The organism is Pseudomonas phytophila, from assembly GCF_025643095.1.
Lineage (GTDB): Bacteria > Pseudomonadota > Gammaproteobacteria > Pseudomonadales > Pseudomonadaceae > Aquipseudomonas > Aquipseudomonas quasicaspiana.
The window spans coordinates 591,035-606,337 of the sequence record NZ_CP081201.1 but is presented as its reverse complement, the minus strand read 5'-3'; the positions used below and the strand labels follow the sequence as shown (position 1 = coordinate 606,337).

Annotated in this window: 15 protein-coding genes; 3 read left to right on the top strand and 12 right to left on the bottom strand. The window is 59.0% G+C overall.

Annotated elements, in window-relative coordinates:
* Positions 1–272: 272 nt before the first annotated feature.
* The 6 genes from K3169_RS02700 to bioB all read right to left on the bottom strand — a co-directional run bounded on the left by K3169_RS02700 (position 273) and on the right by bioB (position 5,472).
* A complete protein-coding gene (locus K3169_RS02700; RefSeq protein WP_027902456.1) occupies positions 273–569 on the bottom strand; it encodes a hypothetical protein in 297 nt (98 codons plus the stop codon).
* 291 nt (positions 570–860) lie between these two features.
* Positions 861–1,541 carry a dethiobiotin synthase gene (gene bioD, locus K3169_RS02695; protein WP_263269871.1) on the bottom strand — a complete coding sequence of 227 codons (681 nt, stop codon included), beginning with the start codon at positions 1,539–1,541 and terminating at the stop codon, positions 861–863.
* Between the two features lie 28 nt (positions 1,542–1,569).
* A complete protein-coding gene (bioC, locus tag K3169_RS02690) occupies positions 1,570–2,382 on the bottom strand; it encodes a malonyl-ACP O-methyltransferase BioC (RefSeq protein ID WP_263269870.1) in 813 nt (270 codons plus the stop codon).
* Entirely contained in the window at positions 2,375–3,106 is a 732-nt protein-coding gene (locus K3169_RS02685) for an alpha/beta fold hydrolase (RefSeq protein ID WP_263269868.1), read from the bottom strand. The genes bioC and K3169_RS02685 overlap by 8 nt, the downstream gene beginning before the upstream one ends.
* Entirely contained in the window at positions 3,099–4,289 is a 1,191-nt protein-coding gene (gene bioF / locus K3169_RS02680; protein WP_263269866.1) for an 8-amino-7-oxononanoate synthase, read from the bottom strand. The genes K3169_RS02685 and bioF overlap by 8 nt, the downstream gene beginning before the upstream one ends.
* 127 nt (positions 4,290–4,416) lie before the next feature.
* Positions 4,417–5,472 carry a biotin synthase BioB gene (gene bioB / locus K3169_RS02675; RefSeq protein WP_027901924.1) on the bottom strand — a complete coding sequence of 352 codons (1,056 nt, stop codon included), beginning with the start codon at positions 5,470–5,472 and terminating at the stop codon, positions 4,417–4,419.
* Positions 5,473–5,593: 121 nt separating this feature from the next.
* Here bioB and K3169_RS02670 point away from each other — a divergent pair, with 121 nt between their 5' ends.
* The 3 genes from K3169_RS02670 to K3169_RS02660 all read left to right on the top strand — a co-directional run bounded on the left by K3169_RS02670 (position 5,594) and on the right by K3169_RS02660 (position 9,261).
* A complete protein-coding gene (locus K3169_RS02670; RefSeq protein WP_263269864.1) occupies positions 5,594–6,328 on the top strand; it encodes a ComF family protein in 735 nt (244 codons plus the stop codon).
* A 185-nt stretch (positions 6,329–6,513) separates the two neighbouring features.
* Complete coding sequence (locus tag K3169_RS02665; protein WP_122395869.1) at positions 6,514–7,278, top strand: TOBE domain-containing protein; 765 nt, start codon at positions 6,514–6,516, stop codon at positions 7,276–7,278.
* Between the two features lie 81 nt (positions 7,279–7,359).
* Entirely contained in the window at positions 7,360–9,261 is a 1,902-nt protein-coding gene (locus tag K3169_RS02660; RefSeq protein WP_231678120.1) for a PhoX family protein, read from the top strand.
* A gap of 217 nt (positions 9,262–9,478) precedes the next feature.
* Here the strand turns inward: K3169_RS02660 and K3169_RS02655 are convergent, their stop codons facing one another.
* The 6 genes from K3169_RS02655 to K3169_RS02630 all read right to left on the bottom strand — a co-directional run bounded on the left by K3169_RS02655 (position 9,479) and on the right by K3169_RS02630 (position 15,165).
* Positions 9,479–10,312, bottom strand: a complete 834-nt coding sequence (locus K3169_RS02655; RefSeq protein ID WP_263269862.1) for a phosphodiesterase — start codon at positions 10,310–10,312, stop codon at positions 9,479–9,481.
* Positions 10,313–10,471: 159 nt separating this feature from the next.
* Positions 10,472–11,503, bottom strand: a complete 1,032-nt coding sequence (locus K3169_RS02650) for an ABC transporter ATP-binding protein (RefSeq protein ID WP_263269861.1) — start codon at positions 11,501–11,503, stop codon at positions 10,472–10,474.
* Positions 11,500–12,294: an ABC transporter permease gene (locus K3169_RS02645; protein WP_122707532.1), complete on the bottom strand. Its 795-nt coding sequence runs from the start codon at positions 12,292–12,294 to the stop codon at positions 11,500–11,502. The genes K3169_RS02650 and K3169_RS02645 overlap by 4 nt, the downstream gene beginning before the upstream one ends.
* Positions 12,291–13,127 carry an ABC transporter permease gene (locus tag K3169_RS02640; protein WP_206361716.1) on the bottom strand — a complete coding sequence of 279 codons (837 nt, stop codon included), beginning with the start codon at positions 13,125–13,127 and terminating at the stop codon, positions 12,291–12,293. The genes K3169_RS02645 and K3169_RS02640 overlap by 4 nt, the downstream gene beginning before the upstream one ends.
* Before the next feature lie 30 nt (positions 13,128–13,157).
* On the bottom strand, positions 13,158–14,162 hold the full coding sequence (locus K3169_RS02635; RefSeq protein WP_099267971.1) for an ABC transporter substrate-binding protein: 1,005 nt from the start codon (positions 14,160–14,162) through the stop codon (positions 13,158–13,160).
* A complete protein-coding gene (locus tag K3169_RS02630) occupies positions 14,149–15,165 on the bottom strand; it encodes a substrate-binding domain-containing protein (protein ID WP_122707534.1) in 1,017 nt (338 codons plus the stop codon). The genes K3169_RS02635 and K3169_RS02630 overlap by 14 nt, the downstream gene beginning before the upstream one ends.
* Positions 15,166–15,303: the final 138 nt, after the last annotated feature.

Here is a 15,303-nt window from a genome sequence, read left to right as displayed (position 1 = left end):
CGGACAATCTCGGATGCCTAGCGGTCAAACAGGTGTTTGAAACATACGTTTACGCCCAAACCTTGTCAAGCGTGCGTCTACTACCTTTCATCTTGAGATGTTTTACAAGACGCACAGGCAAAGGCACACAGCGGGATAAATACCGTTTGTCGACGTGATGAGTCTAGTTGAGAGAGATGACTTTGCGGCGTAGCGCGGAGGAAATAGAAGCGAGTGATGACAGGGAATTCAGCGCATGCCGTGCGCAGATCGCACGGCATTGGAGAGGTAAATCAGGCGTAGGTATCGATCAGAGTGCCGAGCATTTCGTCGCTGGCTTTCTGCACGGCAACACCGGCTTCAGCCTGAAATTTTCCAGAAGCCATTTCGACCAGATTCGCGGACAAGTCAGAACGTTGGGAACGGTCAACCGACCGCAGGTTTTCCAGCTGGAAGTCCGAAGACTGGCTTCTGCCGGAGACTTCAATGTTGCTGCTGGCGATTTGAGTAGCCGCTTGATCGACACGCGACTGCCCGACTTCCATGGCGCTGAGGCCTGGATAGAGCGTGTTATTCATGGAGATTTGCATAAATCGATCCTCTGTTCGTAAGCGAACACGGGTTTATTTAAGCAGCAAACCCGGCGAAACACCCGACAAAAAGACTAATGGCACAAAGCCTCTTCATAGGCTTAGCCTTTATCGTTTAGCCAGTTTACTGCTTCGACCTGAATCAAATTGATCAATTTTTGTGCGGTGGCGCACATTCCAGCCACACCGATACCCTGTAGGAGCCATCGGAGGTTACGACGGTCGCGAAGCGGTGTGTCAGACAGACCGCAATCGCAGCCTCCGGCAGCTCCTACATGAACCGTGCAGGGCTCAATCCAGCAACTCCAGATGCAGATACTCCGCCACTGCGTCAGCCCCGGCCTTCTTCAACTTCGGTACTCGGCCCAGACACGGCGCAGGCAGACGCTCAGCCAATGTCGCCAGATTCTCTTCGAGACGCGAGGTTTTCGGGTCGATGATATTGGCCACCCAACCCGCCAATTGCAGCCCATCAGCAGCGATGGCCTCAGCGGTCAGCAACGCATGACTGATGCACCCCAAGCGTACGCCAACAACCAGAATCACAGGCAATTGCAGACCGACGGTCAGATCCGACAGATTGGCCTGGTCGGCCAGCGGCACACGCCAGCCACCCGCCCCTTCGATCAGAGTGAAGTCAGCATTGCGGGCCAGTAACAAGCGCATCGGACCCAGCAGCGCCTGCACCGTGAGCGCGACGCCCGCCTCCCGCGCAGCCAGATGTGGTGCGATGGCGGGTTCGAACGCAAACGGATTGATCTCGTCATAACTCAACGCTATCGAACTTTCGGCCATCAGCGCCAGGGCATCCGGGTTGCGCAAGCCATCAGGAGCGACCACACACCCCGATGCGACTGGCTTGCCCGCGAGCGTACTCAGCCCGCTCAACCGGGCAGCATGCAACAAGCCCGCAGCAATCGTAGTTTTACCAACATCAGTGTCGGTGCCTGCGACGAAGTATGCACGGCTCATCTCGGCAATCCCTTTTCACGTGGTGAACTCAGACGGTTTTTTCCAATACCGCGTAGATAACCTGATACGTCGCAGGCAAACCTTCAGCCTGACGATAACCTTCATACGCCTCAATCAAGGCTAGTAGCCGCGCCCGCCCGGTCAAACCGCCGGGACGTCCGGGGTTCAGATTGTGCGCGCCCAATGCTTTCAGCTCATGGGTCAGGCTGCGCACATCCGGGTAGTGCAGGACATGCGGACGGACCTCAAGCGAGCGTACTCGCATCCCGCTGGCCGCGCATAACTGTTGGTAATCGCCGAGTTGCCGGAAGCGGTTGACGTGAACCAGCCCGTCTACCGCCTGCCAGCTGTCGCGTAATTCATGAAGGGTGCCGACGCACAGACTGGCAAAGGCAAACACGCCCCCCGGTTGCAGTACGCGACGTGCTTCACTCAGGACAGCAGCAAAATCGGCACACCACTGCACCGCGAGACTGGAGAAAATCAGCTCACAGCTGTCATCGCGCAGCGGCATGCGTTCAGCATCGCCCGCCACGAAATACTCAGCGCCGCCCAACGGCTGAGCATGGCGCAACATGCCTTCGGCAATATCAAGCGCAACGCCTTTACTGCCCGCAAAGGTCTCGGCTAGGGCGCGACTGAAATAGCCGGTGCCGCTGCCCAGATCCAGCCAGCGCCGGGGGGACAGCCCGGCAGGCAGACGCGACAGCAGTTCGCCGCCCACCGCACGCTGCAACTCGGCGACGCTGTCATAACTGCCCGCCGCACGGGAAAAAGAGGCCGCCACCTGGCGCTTGTCTGGCAAACCACCCGGCAGCCGTGGATTGGAAAGATCAGTCATCACCGGACTCATGCAGAAAAGCGTGGATCGCCGCCGCCACACCGTGGGGGTTTTCCAGCAGGAAGGCATGGCTGGCCTGCTCGATCAGCCCCACTTCCACATCAGGTAGCAGCGCCAGCAAATCACTCGCTGCCTCGGCGGGCACAAACGCGTCCAGCCCGGCGAACAGGTGCAGCTGCGGGCCACGAAAGGTTTGCAGCGCGCTTCGGGTATCAAGTTGCCCCAGCAACTGCAGGCCGTGTACCAATGCGTTGATGGAGCCATGGGGCGCGCCCGCTTTGAGCAAGCGCGAAATAGCCCGCGGGTCTTCGGCCCCTTGTGCACACAGCAGACTGAAGCGCTTCAAGGTCGCGTCCGGATGATCAATGCATCCAGTCAGGAAAGCATCGAAATCCCCGGTGGGCATCGCGTTGGGCCACGCACCACGGGGCACGAAACTGGCGTTGCTGGCCAACGTCAGAAGACCACAGCAACGCTCACCACGACGCGCCGCCAGCTCAGCGGCGAGCATACCGCCCAGTGACCAGCCACCTAGCCAGGCGTCATCGGGCAGGGTCGCGTCCAGCTCGTCTAGCCATTCTCGAAGATCGCTGCTGTCCAGCTCCGGCAAGGGCTCGATTTCCACCCGGAGGTGCTCGTCGAGACCGCGCAACGCAGCGGCCAAAGGTTCCAGAGGCGAGATGCCCAAGCCCCAACCCGGTAACAGAATCAACCGATCACGCATGCTCTGGCTCCACCTGTTCGCTCATGCCCAGCAGCGGGTAACACTGCGCCAATGCATTCAACAATAGCTGCACTTGGGCGGCGCTGTGTGCGGCGGATAACGTCACGCGCAAACGCGCACTGCCAGCAGGCACCGTCGGCGGGCGAATGGCGGTTACCAGCAGGCCGTGCTCGCGCAGCATCCGGGACAGGCGCACAGCCTGCCCGGCATCGCCGATGAGGATCGGCTGGATCGGCGTGAAGCTGTCCATCAGCGTCAGGCCAATCTGTTCAGCACCGGCGCGAAACTGTGCGATGAGCCGCGTCAGGTGTTCACGACGCCAATGCTCGGTGCGCAACAACTCAAGGCTTTTCAGTGTTGCGCAGGCCAATGCCGGAGGCTGGCTGGTGGTGTAGATGTACGGTCGGGCGAACTGGATAAGGGTTTCGATCAACTCGTCGCTGCCCGCTACAAAGGCTCCGGACGTGCCGAACGCCTTACCCAACGTGCCGATCAAGACCGGCACGTCATCCATGCCCAAACCGAAATGCTCAACAATTCCGCCACCATTGGCGCCCAACGAACCGAAGCCATGAGCATCATCAACCATCAGCCAGGCGCCTTTGGCTTTCGCGGTGTGTGCGAGGGTCGGTAGATCGGCGATATCGCCATCCATACTGAATACGCCATCGGTGACCACCAGCGTATCCCCAACGGCTTTCTCCAGACGTGAATTCAAACTCTGGGCGTCGTTGTGCAGATAACGGGAAAACCGCGCACCGCTGAGCAATCCGGCATCCAGAAGCGAAGCATGATTGAGGCGATCTTCGAGCACGGTGTCGCCCTGCCCTACCAACGCAGTAACGGCACCAAGGTTGGCCATGTAGCCATTGGAGAACAGCAGCGCACGCGGTCGCCCGGTGAGCTCGGCCAGCGCCTCTTCCAGTTCGTGATGCGGGCTGCTGTGGCCGATCACCAGATGCGAAGAGCCACCGCCAACGCCCCACTTATCAGCGCCTGCCTGCCAGGCGGCGATAATTTCGGGGTGATTGGCCAGCCCCAGATAATCGTTGTTGCAGAACGCCAGCAACGGCTTGCCGTCGACTACCACTTCGGGGCCTTGCGGGCTTTGCAGCAAAGGGCGCTGGCGATAGAGATTGTCAGCACGCCGGGAAGCCAGACGTGCGCTCAGATCGAAAGACATGGGGGGCCTCGAGGAGGAAAGCTGTTTGGAGATCCATGTGGGAGCGAGGCTTGCCCGCGATAGGGTTAACCAAAATCGCGGGCAAGCCTCGCTCCCACAGGACCTCGCGCCAACACAAATCTGCGCGCTAAACCACTGCGTTATAAAACTGCTCGCTGCTCTTCTGTTCGACCAGCGCTTGCTCGATGGCAGCCTGGTGCACTTCGTCGGCATGTTCTTCGCGGGCTTCGGGCTTGATCCCAAGACGCGAGAACAACAGCATGTCTTTGTCCGCTTGCGGGTTGGCGGTGGTCAGCAGCTTGTCGCCGTAGAAGATCGAGTTGGCACCGGCAAAAAACGCCAATGCCTGCATTTGCTCGTTCATGGCCTCGCGACCTGCCGACAGACGCACGTGAGACTGTGGCATCAGAATGCGCGCCACGGCGAGCATGCGGATGAAATCAAACGGGTCGATGTCTTCGGCATTTTCCAACGGCGTGCCGGCAACCTTGACCAGCATGTTGATTGGCACAGACTCCGGATGCTCTGGCAGATTGGCCAGCTGGATCAGCAAATTGGCGCGGTCATCCAGCGACTCACCCATGCCCAGGATGCCGCCTGAACAGATCTTCATCCCGGAGTCACGCACGTAAGCCAGGGTCTGCAAACGCTCACTGTAAGTGCGGGTGGTGATGATGCTGGTGTAGAAATCCGGCGAGGTATCGAGGTTGTGGTTGTAGTAATCCAGACCTGCCGACGCCAGTGCTTCGGTCTGTTCCTGATCCAGACGACCCAGGGTCATGCAGGTTTCCAGGCCCATCGCCTTGACGCCTTTGACCATCTCCAACACATAAGGCATGTCTTTGGCCGATGGGTGCTTCCAGGCGGCGCCCATGCAGAACCGGGTCGAACCTATTGCCTTCGCACGAGCGGCTTCTTCGAGAACCTTCTGCACTTCCAGCAGCTTTTCCTTTTCCAGACCGGTGTTGTAGTGACCCGATTGCGGGCAGTACTTACAGTCTTCCGGGCAGGCACCGGTCTTGATCGACAGCAGGGTCGAGACCTGAACACGATTAGCGTCGAAATGAGCGCGGTGCACCGTCTGCGCCTGAAACAGCAGGTCATTGAAAGGCTGTACGAACAGCGCTCTGACCTCAGCTAAAGTCCAGTCATGACGCAAAGTGGCGGTGGTGCTGGCGCTCATCGGGCGGTCCTCGGTTTCTGCTGTGATTCTTTTGGCTAACGACCTGCGACTCAGCCCTGCTTGCACAGGCTAAAAGTCCACAAGCACGACATGGATGTTTCAGTATGTTTAAGGAAGAGCCATGCGCTGTCAACCAAATCCTACCTATCAGGTTTACAAATGGCTAAAAAACAACCAGACCTGTTTATTGTGCGACGAGTTGACCGACACGCTTTATCCGATTTGCACAGCCTGTGAAACCGAACTGCCCTGGCTCGGTGACCAATGCCAGCAATGCGCACTCCCTCTGGCGATGTCAGGCCTGAATTGCCCGCAGTGCACGAGAAACGAGCCAGCCTTTGACGAAGTAGCAGCGCCCTGGCTGTATGAATTCCCCATCGACAGCCTGATTACCCGATTCAAGCATCAGGGCAACTGGCCCATGGGGCGCCTGTTGGCGCAATTACTCGGGCAGTTTCTGCAACACCGCTTCGAAGAAAACCTGCCGCGCCCGGACTTTCTCCTGCCCGTGCCATTGGCTGTTAAACGCCTGCGCCAGCGCGGCTACAACCAGGCAGCGATGCTGGCTGACTGGCTGGGCGATCAACTGGAACTACCCGTGGAGGACCAGTTGGTATTGCGCACCCAGGAAACCCCGCCCCAACAAGGCCTCGATGCCAAAGCCCGCAAGCGCAACCTGCGTAATGCGTTTGTTGTGATTGATGACGAAAAGATCAAAGGCAAGCATGTGGCGCTGGTGGACGACGTGCTGACTACTGGCTCCACGGCGGATGTGATTGCAAAGCTGCTGATCAAGGCAGGGGCGTGTCGGGTGGATGTTTATTGCCTGGCGCGGACGCCGAAGCCAGGGGATTGATTACCATCAATAGACGACATTTGTAGGAGCTGCCGAAGGCTGCGAAGCGGTCATCCTGACACACCGCCATCGCAGCCTTCGGCAGCTCCTACAGATCCGATGTGTGGCGTAGACATCCGGCAACACCTACAAAAACACCAATGCCTTACACTGCCCGCCATCATCACGACCAAAAAGCAGCCCCCATGCCCCTACCCACTCTGCTCACCCAACACATGGTCCGTCGTCCGCAACGTATTGCGCTGTTGCAGCACATTGCCGAGCAGGGTTCGATTACCCGTGCGGCCAAGAGTGCGGGGTTGAGTTACAAGGCGACGTGGGATGCCATTGATGAGCTGAACAACCTGGCGCAGAAGCCGCTGGTCGAGCGCAGTGTGGGGGGACGTGGCGGTGGCGGCGCGAAGTTGTCCGCTGAGGGCGAACGTGTGCTGCGTTTATACCATCGCTTGCAGGCACTTCAGGCTCAGGTGCTGGAGGCCACTGAAGAAAGCGCCGACCTGGATTTACTCAGCCGCCTGACGTTACGTACGAGTGCTCGCAATCAGTTACTGGGGCGCATAGAGAGCATTACAGCTCACGGTCACAACGATCTGGTTCGCCTGCGTCTGGCAGGCGATGTATTCATCAATGCGCAAATTACCCACGACAGTACGCTGCGTCTGGATCTGGCAATCGGCATTGATGTCGTGGCGCTGATCAAGGCTGGCTGGCTGGAATTACAGACTTCAGGGCACCCCGTAACAAATGGACACAATTGCTTGAGCGGCACGGTAGAAGAAGTCATCGACGCTGCTGATGGTCCCAGCGAGGTGCGCATTACCCTGCCCAGCGGTCAGATTCTGTGCTCACTGGCAGAGCCTGCACAGCTTGCGGCCCTTCAGCTGAAAACCGGCAGCCCGGTGCTGGTTCAATTCGCGCCATCCCTCGTGCTGCTGGGCACGCCGCTGTAATAGCACGGCGTCATTGCGACGACACAATTTCGTCATATCTGCTCACTAAGGTGTCTGCCACACCTGCTGGGAGCCGTGTTGATGAAACTACTAGAAGAAAACCAAGCTACAGACCTCGAACAAATGGTCGGCCTGACCCGCCGTGGCTTCATTACCGCTGGCGCTTTGTGCGGCGCAGCGATGTTTCTCGGCGGCGGCCTGTTGAGCCGCACCGCGCTGGCCAAGAGTGTCAGCGCTGCATCAGGCACGCTGCTCGGCTTCGACAGCATCCCCGCCGCCACGGCTGACAGCATCAGCCTGCCGCCGGGCTACACCTCTTCGGTTCTGATCAGTTGGGGTCAGCCGCTGCAGGCTGGCGGTCCGGCATTTGACCCTAGCGGTAAAGGCACCGCCGAAGCGCAGGAAGTGCAGTTCGGCGACAACAATGACGGCATGAGCCTGTTCCCGATGCCGGGTCATAAAGACCGCGCACTGATGGCCATCAACAACGAATACACCAATTACCGCTACCTGTTCGATCACGGCAAAGAGCCTCAATCCCCTGAAGACGTGCGTAAAGCGCTGGCCAGTGAAGGCGTGTCGGTAATCGAAGTGCAGCAAAAGAATGGCAAATGGCAGTTCGTGCAGAACTCCAAATACAACCGCCGCATTCACGGCAACACCCCGATCAATCTGAGCGGCCCGGCCGCGGGGCACGACTGGCTCAAGACCGCCGCAGACAGCACCGGCACCAAAGCCCTCGGTACATTCCAGAACTGCGCCAACGGCAAAACGCCGTGGGGCACTTACCTGACATGCGAAGAGAACTTCACTGATTGCTTCGGCAGCAGCGACGCCGAGCAGAAGTTCGACGCGGGCATCAAGCGCTACGGCGCGGTTGCCGCCAGCAAAGACATCAACTGGCATCAACATGACCCGCGCTTCGATCTGGCCAAGAACCCCAACGAGATCAATCGTCACGGCTGGGTAGTGGAAATTGATCCGTTCGACCCGAAATCCACCCCGGTAAAACGCACTGCACTGGGCCGCTTCAAGCACGAAAACGCTGCTTTGGCCGAGACCAAAGGCGGTCGCGCTGTGGTGTACATGGGCGACGACGAACGTGGCGAGTTCATCTACAAATTCATCAGTCGCGACAAGATCAACCACAAAGATCCGAAAGCCAACCGCAACCTGCTGGACCACGGCACGCTGTATGTCGCACGTTTTGATAATGGCGACGGCAACCCGGACCGTCCGAAAGGCACCGGCGAATGGGTCGAGTTGACCCACGGCAAAAACGGCCTGGATGCAGCCGCAGGTTTCAATAACCAGGCTGAAGTGTTGATCCACGCACGCCTTGCAGCCAGCGTCGTGAAAGCCACGCGCATGGACCGTCCGGAATGGATCGTGGTCAGCCCGAAAGATGGTCAGGTTTACTGCACGCTCACCAACAACGCCAAGCGCGGTGATGATGGGCAACCGGTTGGCGGGCCAAACCCTCGGGCGAAAAACCAGTACGGGCAAATCCTGCGCTGGCGCGAAAACGCCGACAATGCCTCGGCGATGACCTTCGACTGGGACCTGTTTGTGGTCGCGGGCAACCCGACTGTCCACAGCGGCACGCCACAAGGCGGGTCGAGCAACATCAATCCGCAGAACATGTTCAACAGCCCGGACGGCCTGAGTTTCGATAGCGCCGGTCGCCTGTGGATCCAGACTGACGGGGACTCCAGCAACAAGGGCGACTTCGCGGGCATGGGCAACAACCAGATGTTGTGTGCCGACCCACACAGCGGCGAAATCCGTCGTTTCATGGTCGGGCCGATTGGTTGCGAGGTCACCGGTATCAGCTTCGCGCCGGACTACAAAACCATGTTTGTGGGCATCCAGCATCCTGGGGAAAACGGCGGTTCGACCTTTCCTGAGCATCTGCCAAACGGCAAACCGCGTTCATCGGTGATGGTGATTACGCGGGATGATGGTGGCGTGATCGGCGCTTGATATTGCCCTGGATTCTGCGGTGTCGCGAACTCCGCAGAATCCAGAAACGAATACAAACCCTGTGGGACCGAATTCATTCGGGAAGACTGATTGCCAGACGCTAAATATGTATTGTCTGGGCCGGCCCTTTCGCGAATGAATTCGCTCCCACGGGAATTGGGTTTGCAGGATAGAATTTCACACAGGTCGTATACCAAGTCGTTAAACCTGTCGCCGACTAATCAATCAACCCATTCACGTCATAAAACGGATACGGTCCCGGATACTCGCCGAACACTGCGTTATGGGTCACCAGGCCCTGTTCTGGATGCCAGCGGTGCAAGAGATAACCCGCCGGTTCCAGATTGAAATGCGCCGGTGCGTCTTCCTGCAGATCAAGCACGATCTGATGTGAAGTGCCGGGGCAGATACAGCTCAGACTGCCGCCAAACCGACGCTGCATCGGACGATGCAAATGCCCGCACAGCAAGCGCTCGACTTGCGGGTGACGTGCAATCACTTTTTCAAACTGCGCCCTATTCCTGAACGGCTCACGGTCCATATGGCCGATGCCGGTAATGAACGGCGGGTGATGCAAAACCAATACGGTCGGCACATCCGGGCGGCGCGCCAACAGCTCATCGAGCCAGAGCAATTGACACTCCGTCAGTTGTCCGCCATGGGAGCCGGGAATGCTTGTATCAAGCCCGATCAACCGCACGGGATGCTCTTCCACAACCCAATCCAGTGGAGCATCGGATGAAAGAGGCAGGTACGTCTGGTTGGCAAACTCGGCCAACAAGTGCTGGCGTTCATCATGGTTACCCGGCACCAGATAAAACGGCATGTGCAAACGCTTGAGTTCTGGATGCAGCACGGCGTATTCATCCGGCTGACCGAAGTCCACAAGATCGCCACTGATCACCACGATGTCCGGACGCGGCACGCTGGCGTTCAGATGATCCACAGCACGGCGCAATGCGCCCTGAGTATCGACGACGCCATAGGTCAGTTTCTGACCGGCTTTAAGGTGCAGATCGCTGATCTGCGCAATGAGGAATGAGTGGTTCAAAATTAGATCTCAACAAAAAAACTTAATCAGCAGAAGTGAAACGCAGTCCTGTGGGAGCGAATTCATTCGCGAATGGGCCGGATCTGCAAAATATCATCGCCTGACACACCGCTTTCGCGAATGAATTCGCTCCCACAAGATCTCCACTTGCCTCACAAATCAGGAGTTCAGGGTAAACAACACCTGCGGCGCAACGGTCAGGCCGATCAGTGCACCCGGGCTGTGGATAACGTTGTCAGCGCTGTCGACCAGCAAAGGCTGAGCCGCGCCGACGTCCACCAGAAGGCGGCTTTGAGCGCCCTGGAAGAATTGCCCCACCAATCGACCACGCAGATGACTCTCACCGTCCATCACACGTAAATGCTCGGGGCGGCAGTACACCGTCGAAGGCAGATTCGCAGCCGTCCACGGCAACTCGCCGCCACTGACTTTCAGGCCCTGGGCGGTGCGTTCAACCACTGAAAACGCATTGAGATTGCCGACAAAACTGGCGACGAAGGCATTGGCGGGCTGTTGATAAATCTCTCGCGGCGTCGCGAGTTGCGCGACACGTCCCTTCTCCATCACCAGAATCCGGTCGCCCAGCGCCATGGCTTCGCCTTGATCGTGAGTGACGAAAACTGAAGTTATCCCCAACCCGCGCAGCAGGTCATTCAGCTCGCTGCGCAAGCGTTCACGCAATTGCGCATCCAGCGCCGCCAATGGCTCATCAAGCAACAACACTCGCGGACGTGGGGCCAGAGCACGGGCCAGGGCGACCCGCTGACGCTGCCCACCTGACAGTTCGTGAATGCTGCGCTTGCCATGCTCCTGCAAGCCGACCAGCTCCAGCAACTCGGCACAGCGCTTATTGCGTTCAGCGGGCGACATGCCGCGAATCTTCAGGCCGTAGACGATGTTTCCGGCCACATCCAGATTCGGGAACAATGCGTAGTTCTGGAACACCATGCCCACGTCACGCTTCTCGATAGGCAAACGGGTGACGTCGTTATCGCCGAAGAAAATCTGCCCGACGTCGGTGCTTTCCAGCCCGGCGATCAGGCGCAACGTAGTGGTTTTACCGCACCCCGACGGGCCGAGGATCGCGAGGGTTTCGCCGGGCTCGATGGTCAGGTTCAGATCATGCACAGCGACAGTGCCGTCAGCGAATGCCTTGCGGCAGCCCTGCAAGCGAATAGTGGTTCCGGTCATCGACTCTCTCCACGGGAAAGACGGGCGCTGATGGCCTGCAACGCGATCAACAGCGGCACGATCATCAACAGAAAAATAAGGGTGTAGGCACTGGCGACTTCCAGTCGCGCAGACGCGTAGCTGTCGGCGAGCCCCACCGGCAGGGTTTTGGTCATTGGCGTGTGGAGCATCCAGGTCAGGTTGAATTCACCCAACGACAAGGTGACGACCATCAACACCCCGGCCAGAATCCCGGCTCGGCAGTTAGGCACCACGACGCTGAAGAATCGCTTGAACGGTCCGGCACCCAGACTGGCTGCCGCCTCTTCCAGCACCGGCAGTTGCTGGCGCTGCATGACCGCCATCACCGGACGCACCAAAAACGGCAAAGTGAACAGCACATGCCCCACCAGAATGAACAACCAACTGCTGCGAAACCCGCCGAACTGGCCGTAGGTCAGCAGCAACGCCAGTGCGCTGGCCAGACCGGGCATGGCCACTGGCAAGACCATCAATTCCTCGAAGGCGCGGCTGAAGCGGTTGTTCATCCGCACCAAGGCATACGCGGCCGGTACGCCAATCACGCAAACGCACACCGCACAGGCCACGGCCAACTGAATTGACAGCCAAACGGTGGGTGAATAGGCCTGCCACACCTGGATCAACCAGTCGAAGGTCAATCCACTCGACACGCCCTGAAAATAATTGCGCGTCAGGCCGGCGAGTAATGACAACAGCACCGGCACCAACATGAACGCGCAGACCGACAGGGTAAACAGCAGTTGCATGATGAACAGCGATGAGCGCTTCACAGGACCGTCCCCGAGTTTTTCACCAGGCGCCGAGCCAGCAGCAACACGGCCCAGGTCAACGCGCCCAGCACCACGGACAGCGCAGCTGCAACGGCGAAGTTGGCGTAGTTGGTGAACACGTTGTAGATCGCGACGGGCGTGACATTCAGACGTGTGCCCAACGTGAACGCAGTACCGAACGCCCCCATGGACGTCGCAAAACAAATCGCCCCACAGGACACCAACGCTGGCGCGAGGCCCGGCACAATAACGTCGCACACCACTCGCCAATGACCCGCGCCCAAGGAGTGCGCAGCTTCTTCAAGGCTGCGATCCAGACTTTCACAGGCCGCCATCACGGTGAGAATCACCCGCGGAATCGAGAAGTACAGGTAGCCCAGAAACAGCCCGGTCAGCGAATAAGCAAAGATCCAGCGCTCACCGGCCAGCTCCATGCCCAGCATCGCAAACAAGCCTTGGCGACCCGCCAGCAGAATCACCAGAAACCCTACGACCACGCCAGGAAACGCCAGCGGAAAAGTCAGCAAAGCCACCAGCGCCGAACGACCAAAAAAACGTTGCCGGGCGAGGAACACGCCGCTGATACCGCCAACCAGCAAAGCCGCCAGCGTAACCACGATTGCCAACACGCAGGTCTGGGCAAGACTGCCCAGATACTGCGCACTGCTCAGCACCTGCCAGTAACCGGCGCTGCCATCGCGGCTTTCGCCGCCCAGCAAAATCAGATGCGCCAACGGCAGCAGCCAGAACGCAAACAACACGGCTGCGGCCGGAGCCAGCGCCCAGGCCGCGGTCGGACGCAGACGCGACCATGCGCGCCTGCCCGACGTCACGCCCTGAGCTTTCAGAACCGAAGCGGTCACTTACTTGACCTCACTCAGATAGCGCGCTGCGAATGCTTCCTGCACGGCGGCCATGTGTTCGTAATCAACGACGCCAGCCCGGGCGTAATCGCTGTCCGGCAGAAATTGCGCGGCAACATCCGCAGGCATTTTCACGTCACGCACCGGACGCAAATAAGCCTTCGCCCACAACGACTGGCCTTGATCGGACAGGGTGAAATCCAGCACCTTTTCAGCGTTGGCGCGATGCGGTGCGTTATCCACAATGCTCATCACGTACGGCACGCTGATGCTGCCTTCCTTGGGGATCACGAAAGCGACATTGGCTTTGTCTTTGTAGCGAGCGCGATAGGCGTTGAAGTCGTAATCGACGAGGATCGGCAACTCACCGGACAGCACCCGCGCATACGCGGTTTGCTTCGGCACGATCGGCGAGTTTTTCGCCAGCTTCTGGAAGTAATCGATGGCCGGTTTGAAATCATCCAGCGTGCCGCCCATGGCCTGGTTGATCGCCACCGCAGACACATAACCAACAAAGGCGCTGGACGGATCCAGATAACCGACCATGCCTTTGTACTCAGGCTTGAGCAAATCGGCCCAGCTTTGCGGCACCGGCAGACCGCCCAGTGCATCGACGTTGACCATGATGCCCAAGGTGCCGGAATGGATTGCGAACCAGTGACCTTCAGGGTCTTTCAAGCCGGCCGGAATCTGATCCCAGCCTTTTGGTTTGTAGCTGCCCACCACGCCTGCTTTCTGCGCCTGCAGGCCGAAAGTCACGCCGTAATAAACCACGTCGGCAACCGGCGCTGCCTTCTCGGCGACTAATTGTGCCAGCGACTGGCCGGAGTTCTTGTTGTCCAGCGGCACTTGCACACCAGTGGTCTCGGCAATTGCCTTGAGCTGCGTGCCCCAATCCGCCCATTCCGGCGGGCAGTTGTAACAGATGGCGGTTTCAGCGGCCTGAGCCAGACTGGCCGCACCGCACAGCAGCAGCGCTGCCAGGGTTTTACTAAAGCGGATCATGAAGCATCTCCTCGTAGGGCTGAGTACTTTCACCCGGCCGGATATGGCAAGGCAGGCAATGGGAAATCGGAGCGGCACCGGCGATTTGCGCCAGCAGTTGATCGATCACGGTGCTGGCCAGCGCCGCGATGGGTTGCACGACGCTGCACAGCGTCGGATGCATCTGGGCGCCGAGGGCGATGCCATCGAAGCCGATGACGGAAAGCTGGCCGGGCACGCTCCAGCCGTTGCGGCGCAGTTCGGCGATCAGGCTGATCGCCAGCAAATCGTTGGAGCAAACCAAAGCGCTGGGCCGGTTGGGGCCGCGCAGCAAAGGCTCGATAGCGGCGAAATCGGCCTGGGTATGCGCAGGCATTTCAATCACCGGCAGGCTATCCAGCCCCCCCTCGACCATGGCCTCGCAATACCCGGCGTAACGCAGACGGGCACGGTCCGATTGCAAGGCTGGACCGGCTACCATGCCGATGCGGCGATGCCCGGAGTCGAGCAAGTAGCGTGTCGCCAGCGCCATGCCCGCGCGGTTATCCACAGACACAGCGCTGTAATCAGGATTGCCCGGCTGGTGATAAGCCAGCACGAACGGCGTGTCTTCGTTGACCAGACTTTGCAGGACCCGATTGCTCTCGGCGTCGGTCACGGTCAGCACCAGCCCATCGACTCGCTGACGCAGTAACTCTTCAACCACGGCGCTTTCGCGTTCGCTGCTGTAATCAGTCGTTGCCAATAGCAGGTTGTAGCCTTTCAGACGCGCAGCACGTTCCATGGCCTGGAACTGCTCAGCGAAGACCGGGTTAAGCAGGTTGGGCACGATCACACCGATCAGGTTGGTGGTTTGCAGGCGCAACTGACGCCCCAAGCGATTGGGCCGAAAACCCAACTGACGGGCGGCCTCGAACACTTGATCGCGAGTAGTCGGGCGCACGACATCGGGAGACGCAAAAGCCCGCGCGGCAGTTGCCCGCGAAACTCCTGCCAGTCGTGCCACTTCTTTTAAATCACTCACGTTCGCTCGCCTTGAGATCGATCTCATTGGCCGCGACATTAGCGATTCAATATTTCGTTACAGCTAACAGGTGATGACAGTTTGGTTGCAGTGGATAACTTTGCGGCGAAGCTAAAGCCCCATGCCCTGCCCGTCTGC

Bases quoted from the DNA above. Each gene is read 5' to 3' on its own strand.
- K3169_RS02700 (WP_027902456.1), bottom strand. From the start codon at position 569: ATGCAAATCTCCATGAATAACACGCTCTATCCAGGCCTCAGCGCCATG.
- bioD (WP_263269871.1), bottom strand. From the start codon at position 1,541: ATGAGCCGTGCATACTTCGTCGCAGGCACCGACACTGATGTTGGTAAA.
- bioC (WP_263269870.1), bottom strand. From the start codon at position 2,382: ATGACTGATCTTTCCAATCCACGGCTGCCGGGTGGTTTGCCAGACAAG.
- K3169_RS02685 (WP_263269868.1), bottom strand. From the start codon at position 3,106: ATGCGTGATCGGTTGATTCTGTTACCGGGTTGGGGCTTGGGCATCTCG.
- bioF (WP_263269866.1), bottom strand. From the start codon at position 4,289: ATGTCTTTCGATCTGAGCGCACGTCTGGCTTCCCGGCGTGCTGACAAT.
- bioB (WP_027901924.1), bottom strand. From the start codon at position 5,472: ATGAGCGCCAGCACCACCGCCACTTTGCGTCATGACTGGACTTTAGCT.
- K3169_RS02670 (WP_263269864.1), top strand. From the start codon at position 5,594: ATGCGCTGTCAACCAAATCCTACCTATCAGGTTTACAAATGGCTAAAA.
- K3169_RS02665 (WP_122395869.1), top strand. From the start codon at position 6,514: ATGCCCCTACCCACTCTGCTCACCCAACACATGGTCCGTCGTCCGCAA.
- K3169_RS02660 (WP_231678120.1), top strand. From the start codon at position 7,360: ATGAAACTACTAGAAGAAAACCAAGCTACAGACCTCGAACAAATGGTC.
- K3169_RS02650 (WP_263269861.1), bottom strand. From the start codon at position 11,503: ATGACCGGAACCACTATTCGCTTGCAGGGCTGCCGCAAGGCATTCGCT.
- K3169_RS02635 (WP_099267971.1), bottom strand. From the start codon at position 14,162: ATGATCCGCTTTAGTAAAACCCTGGCAGCGCTGCTGCTGTGCGGTGCG.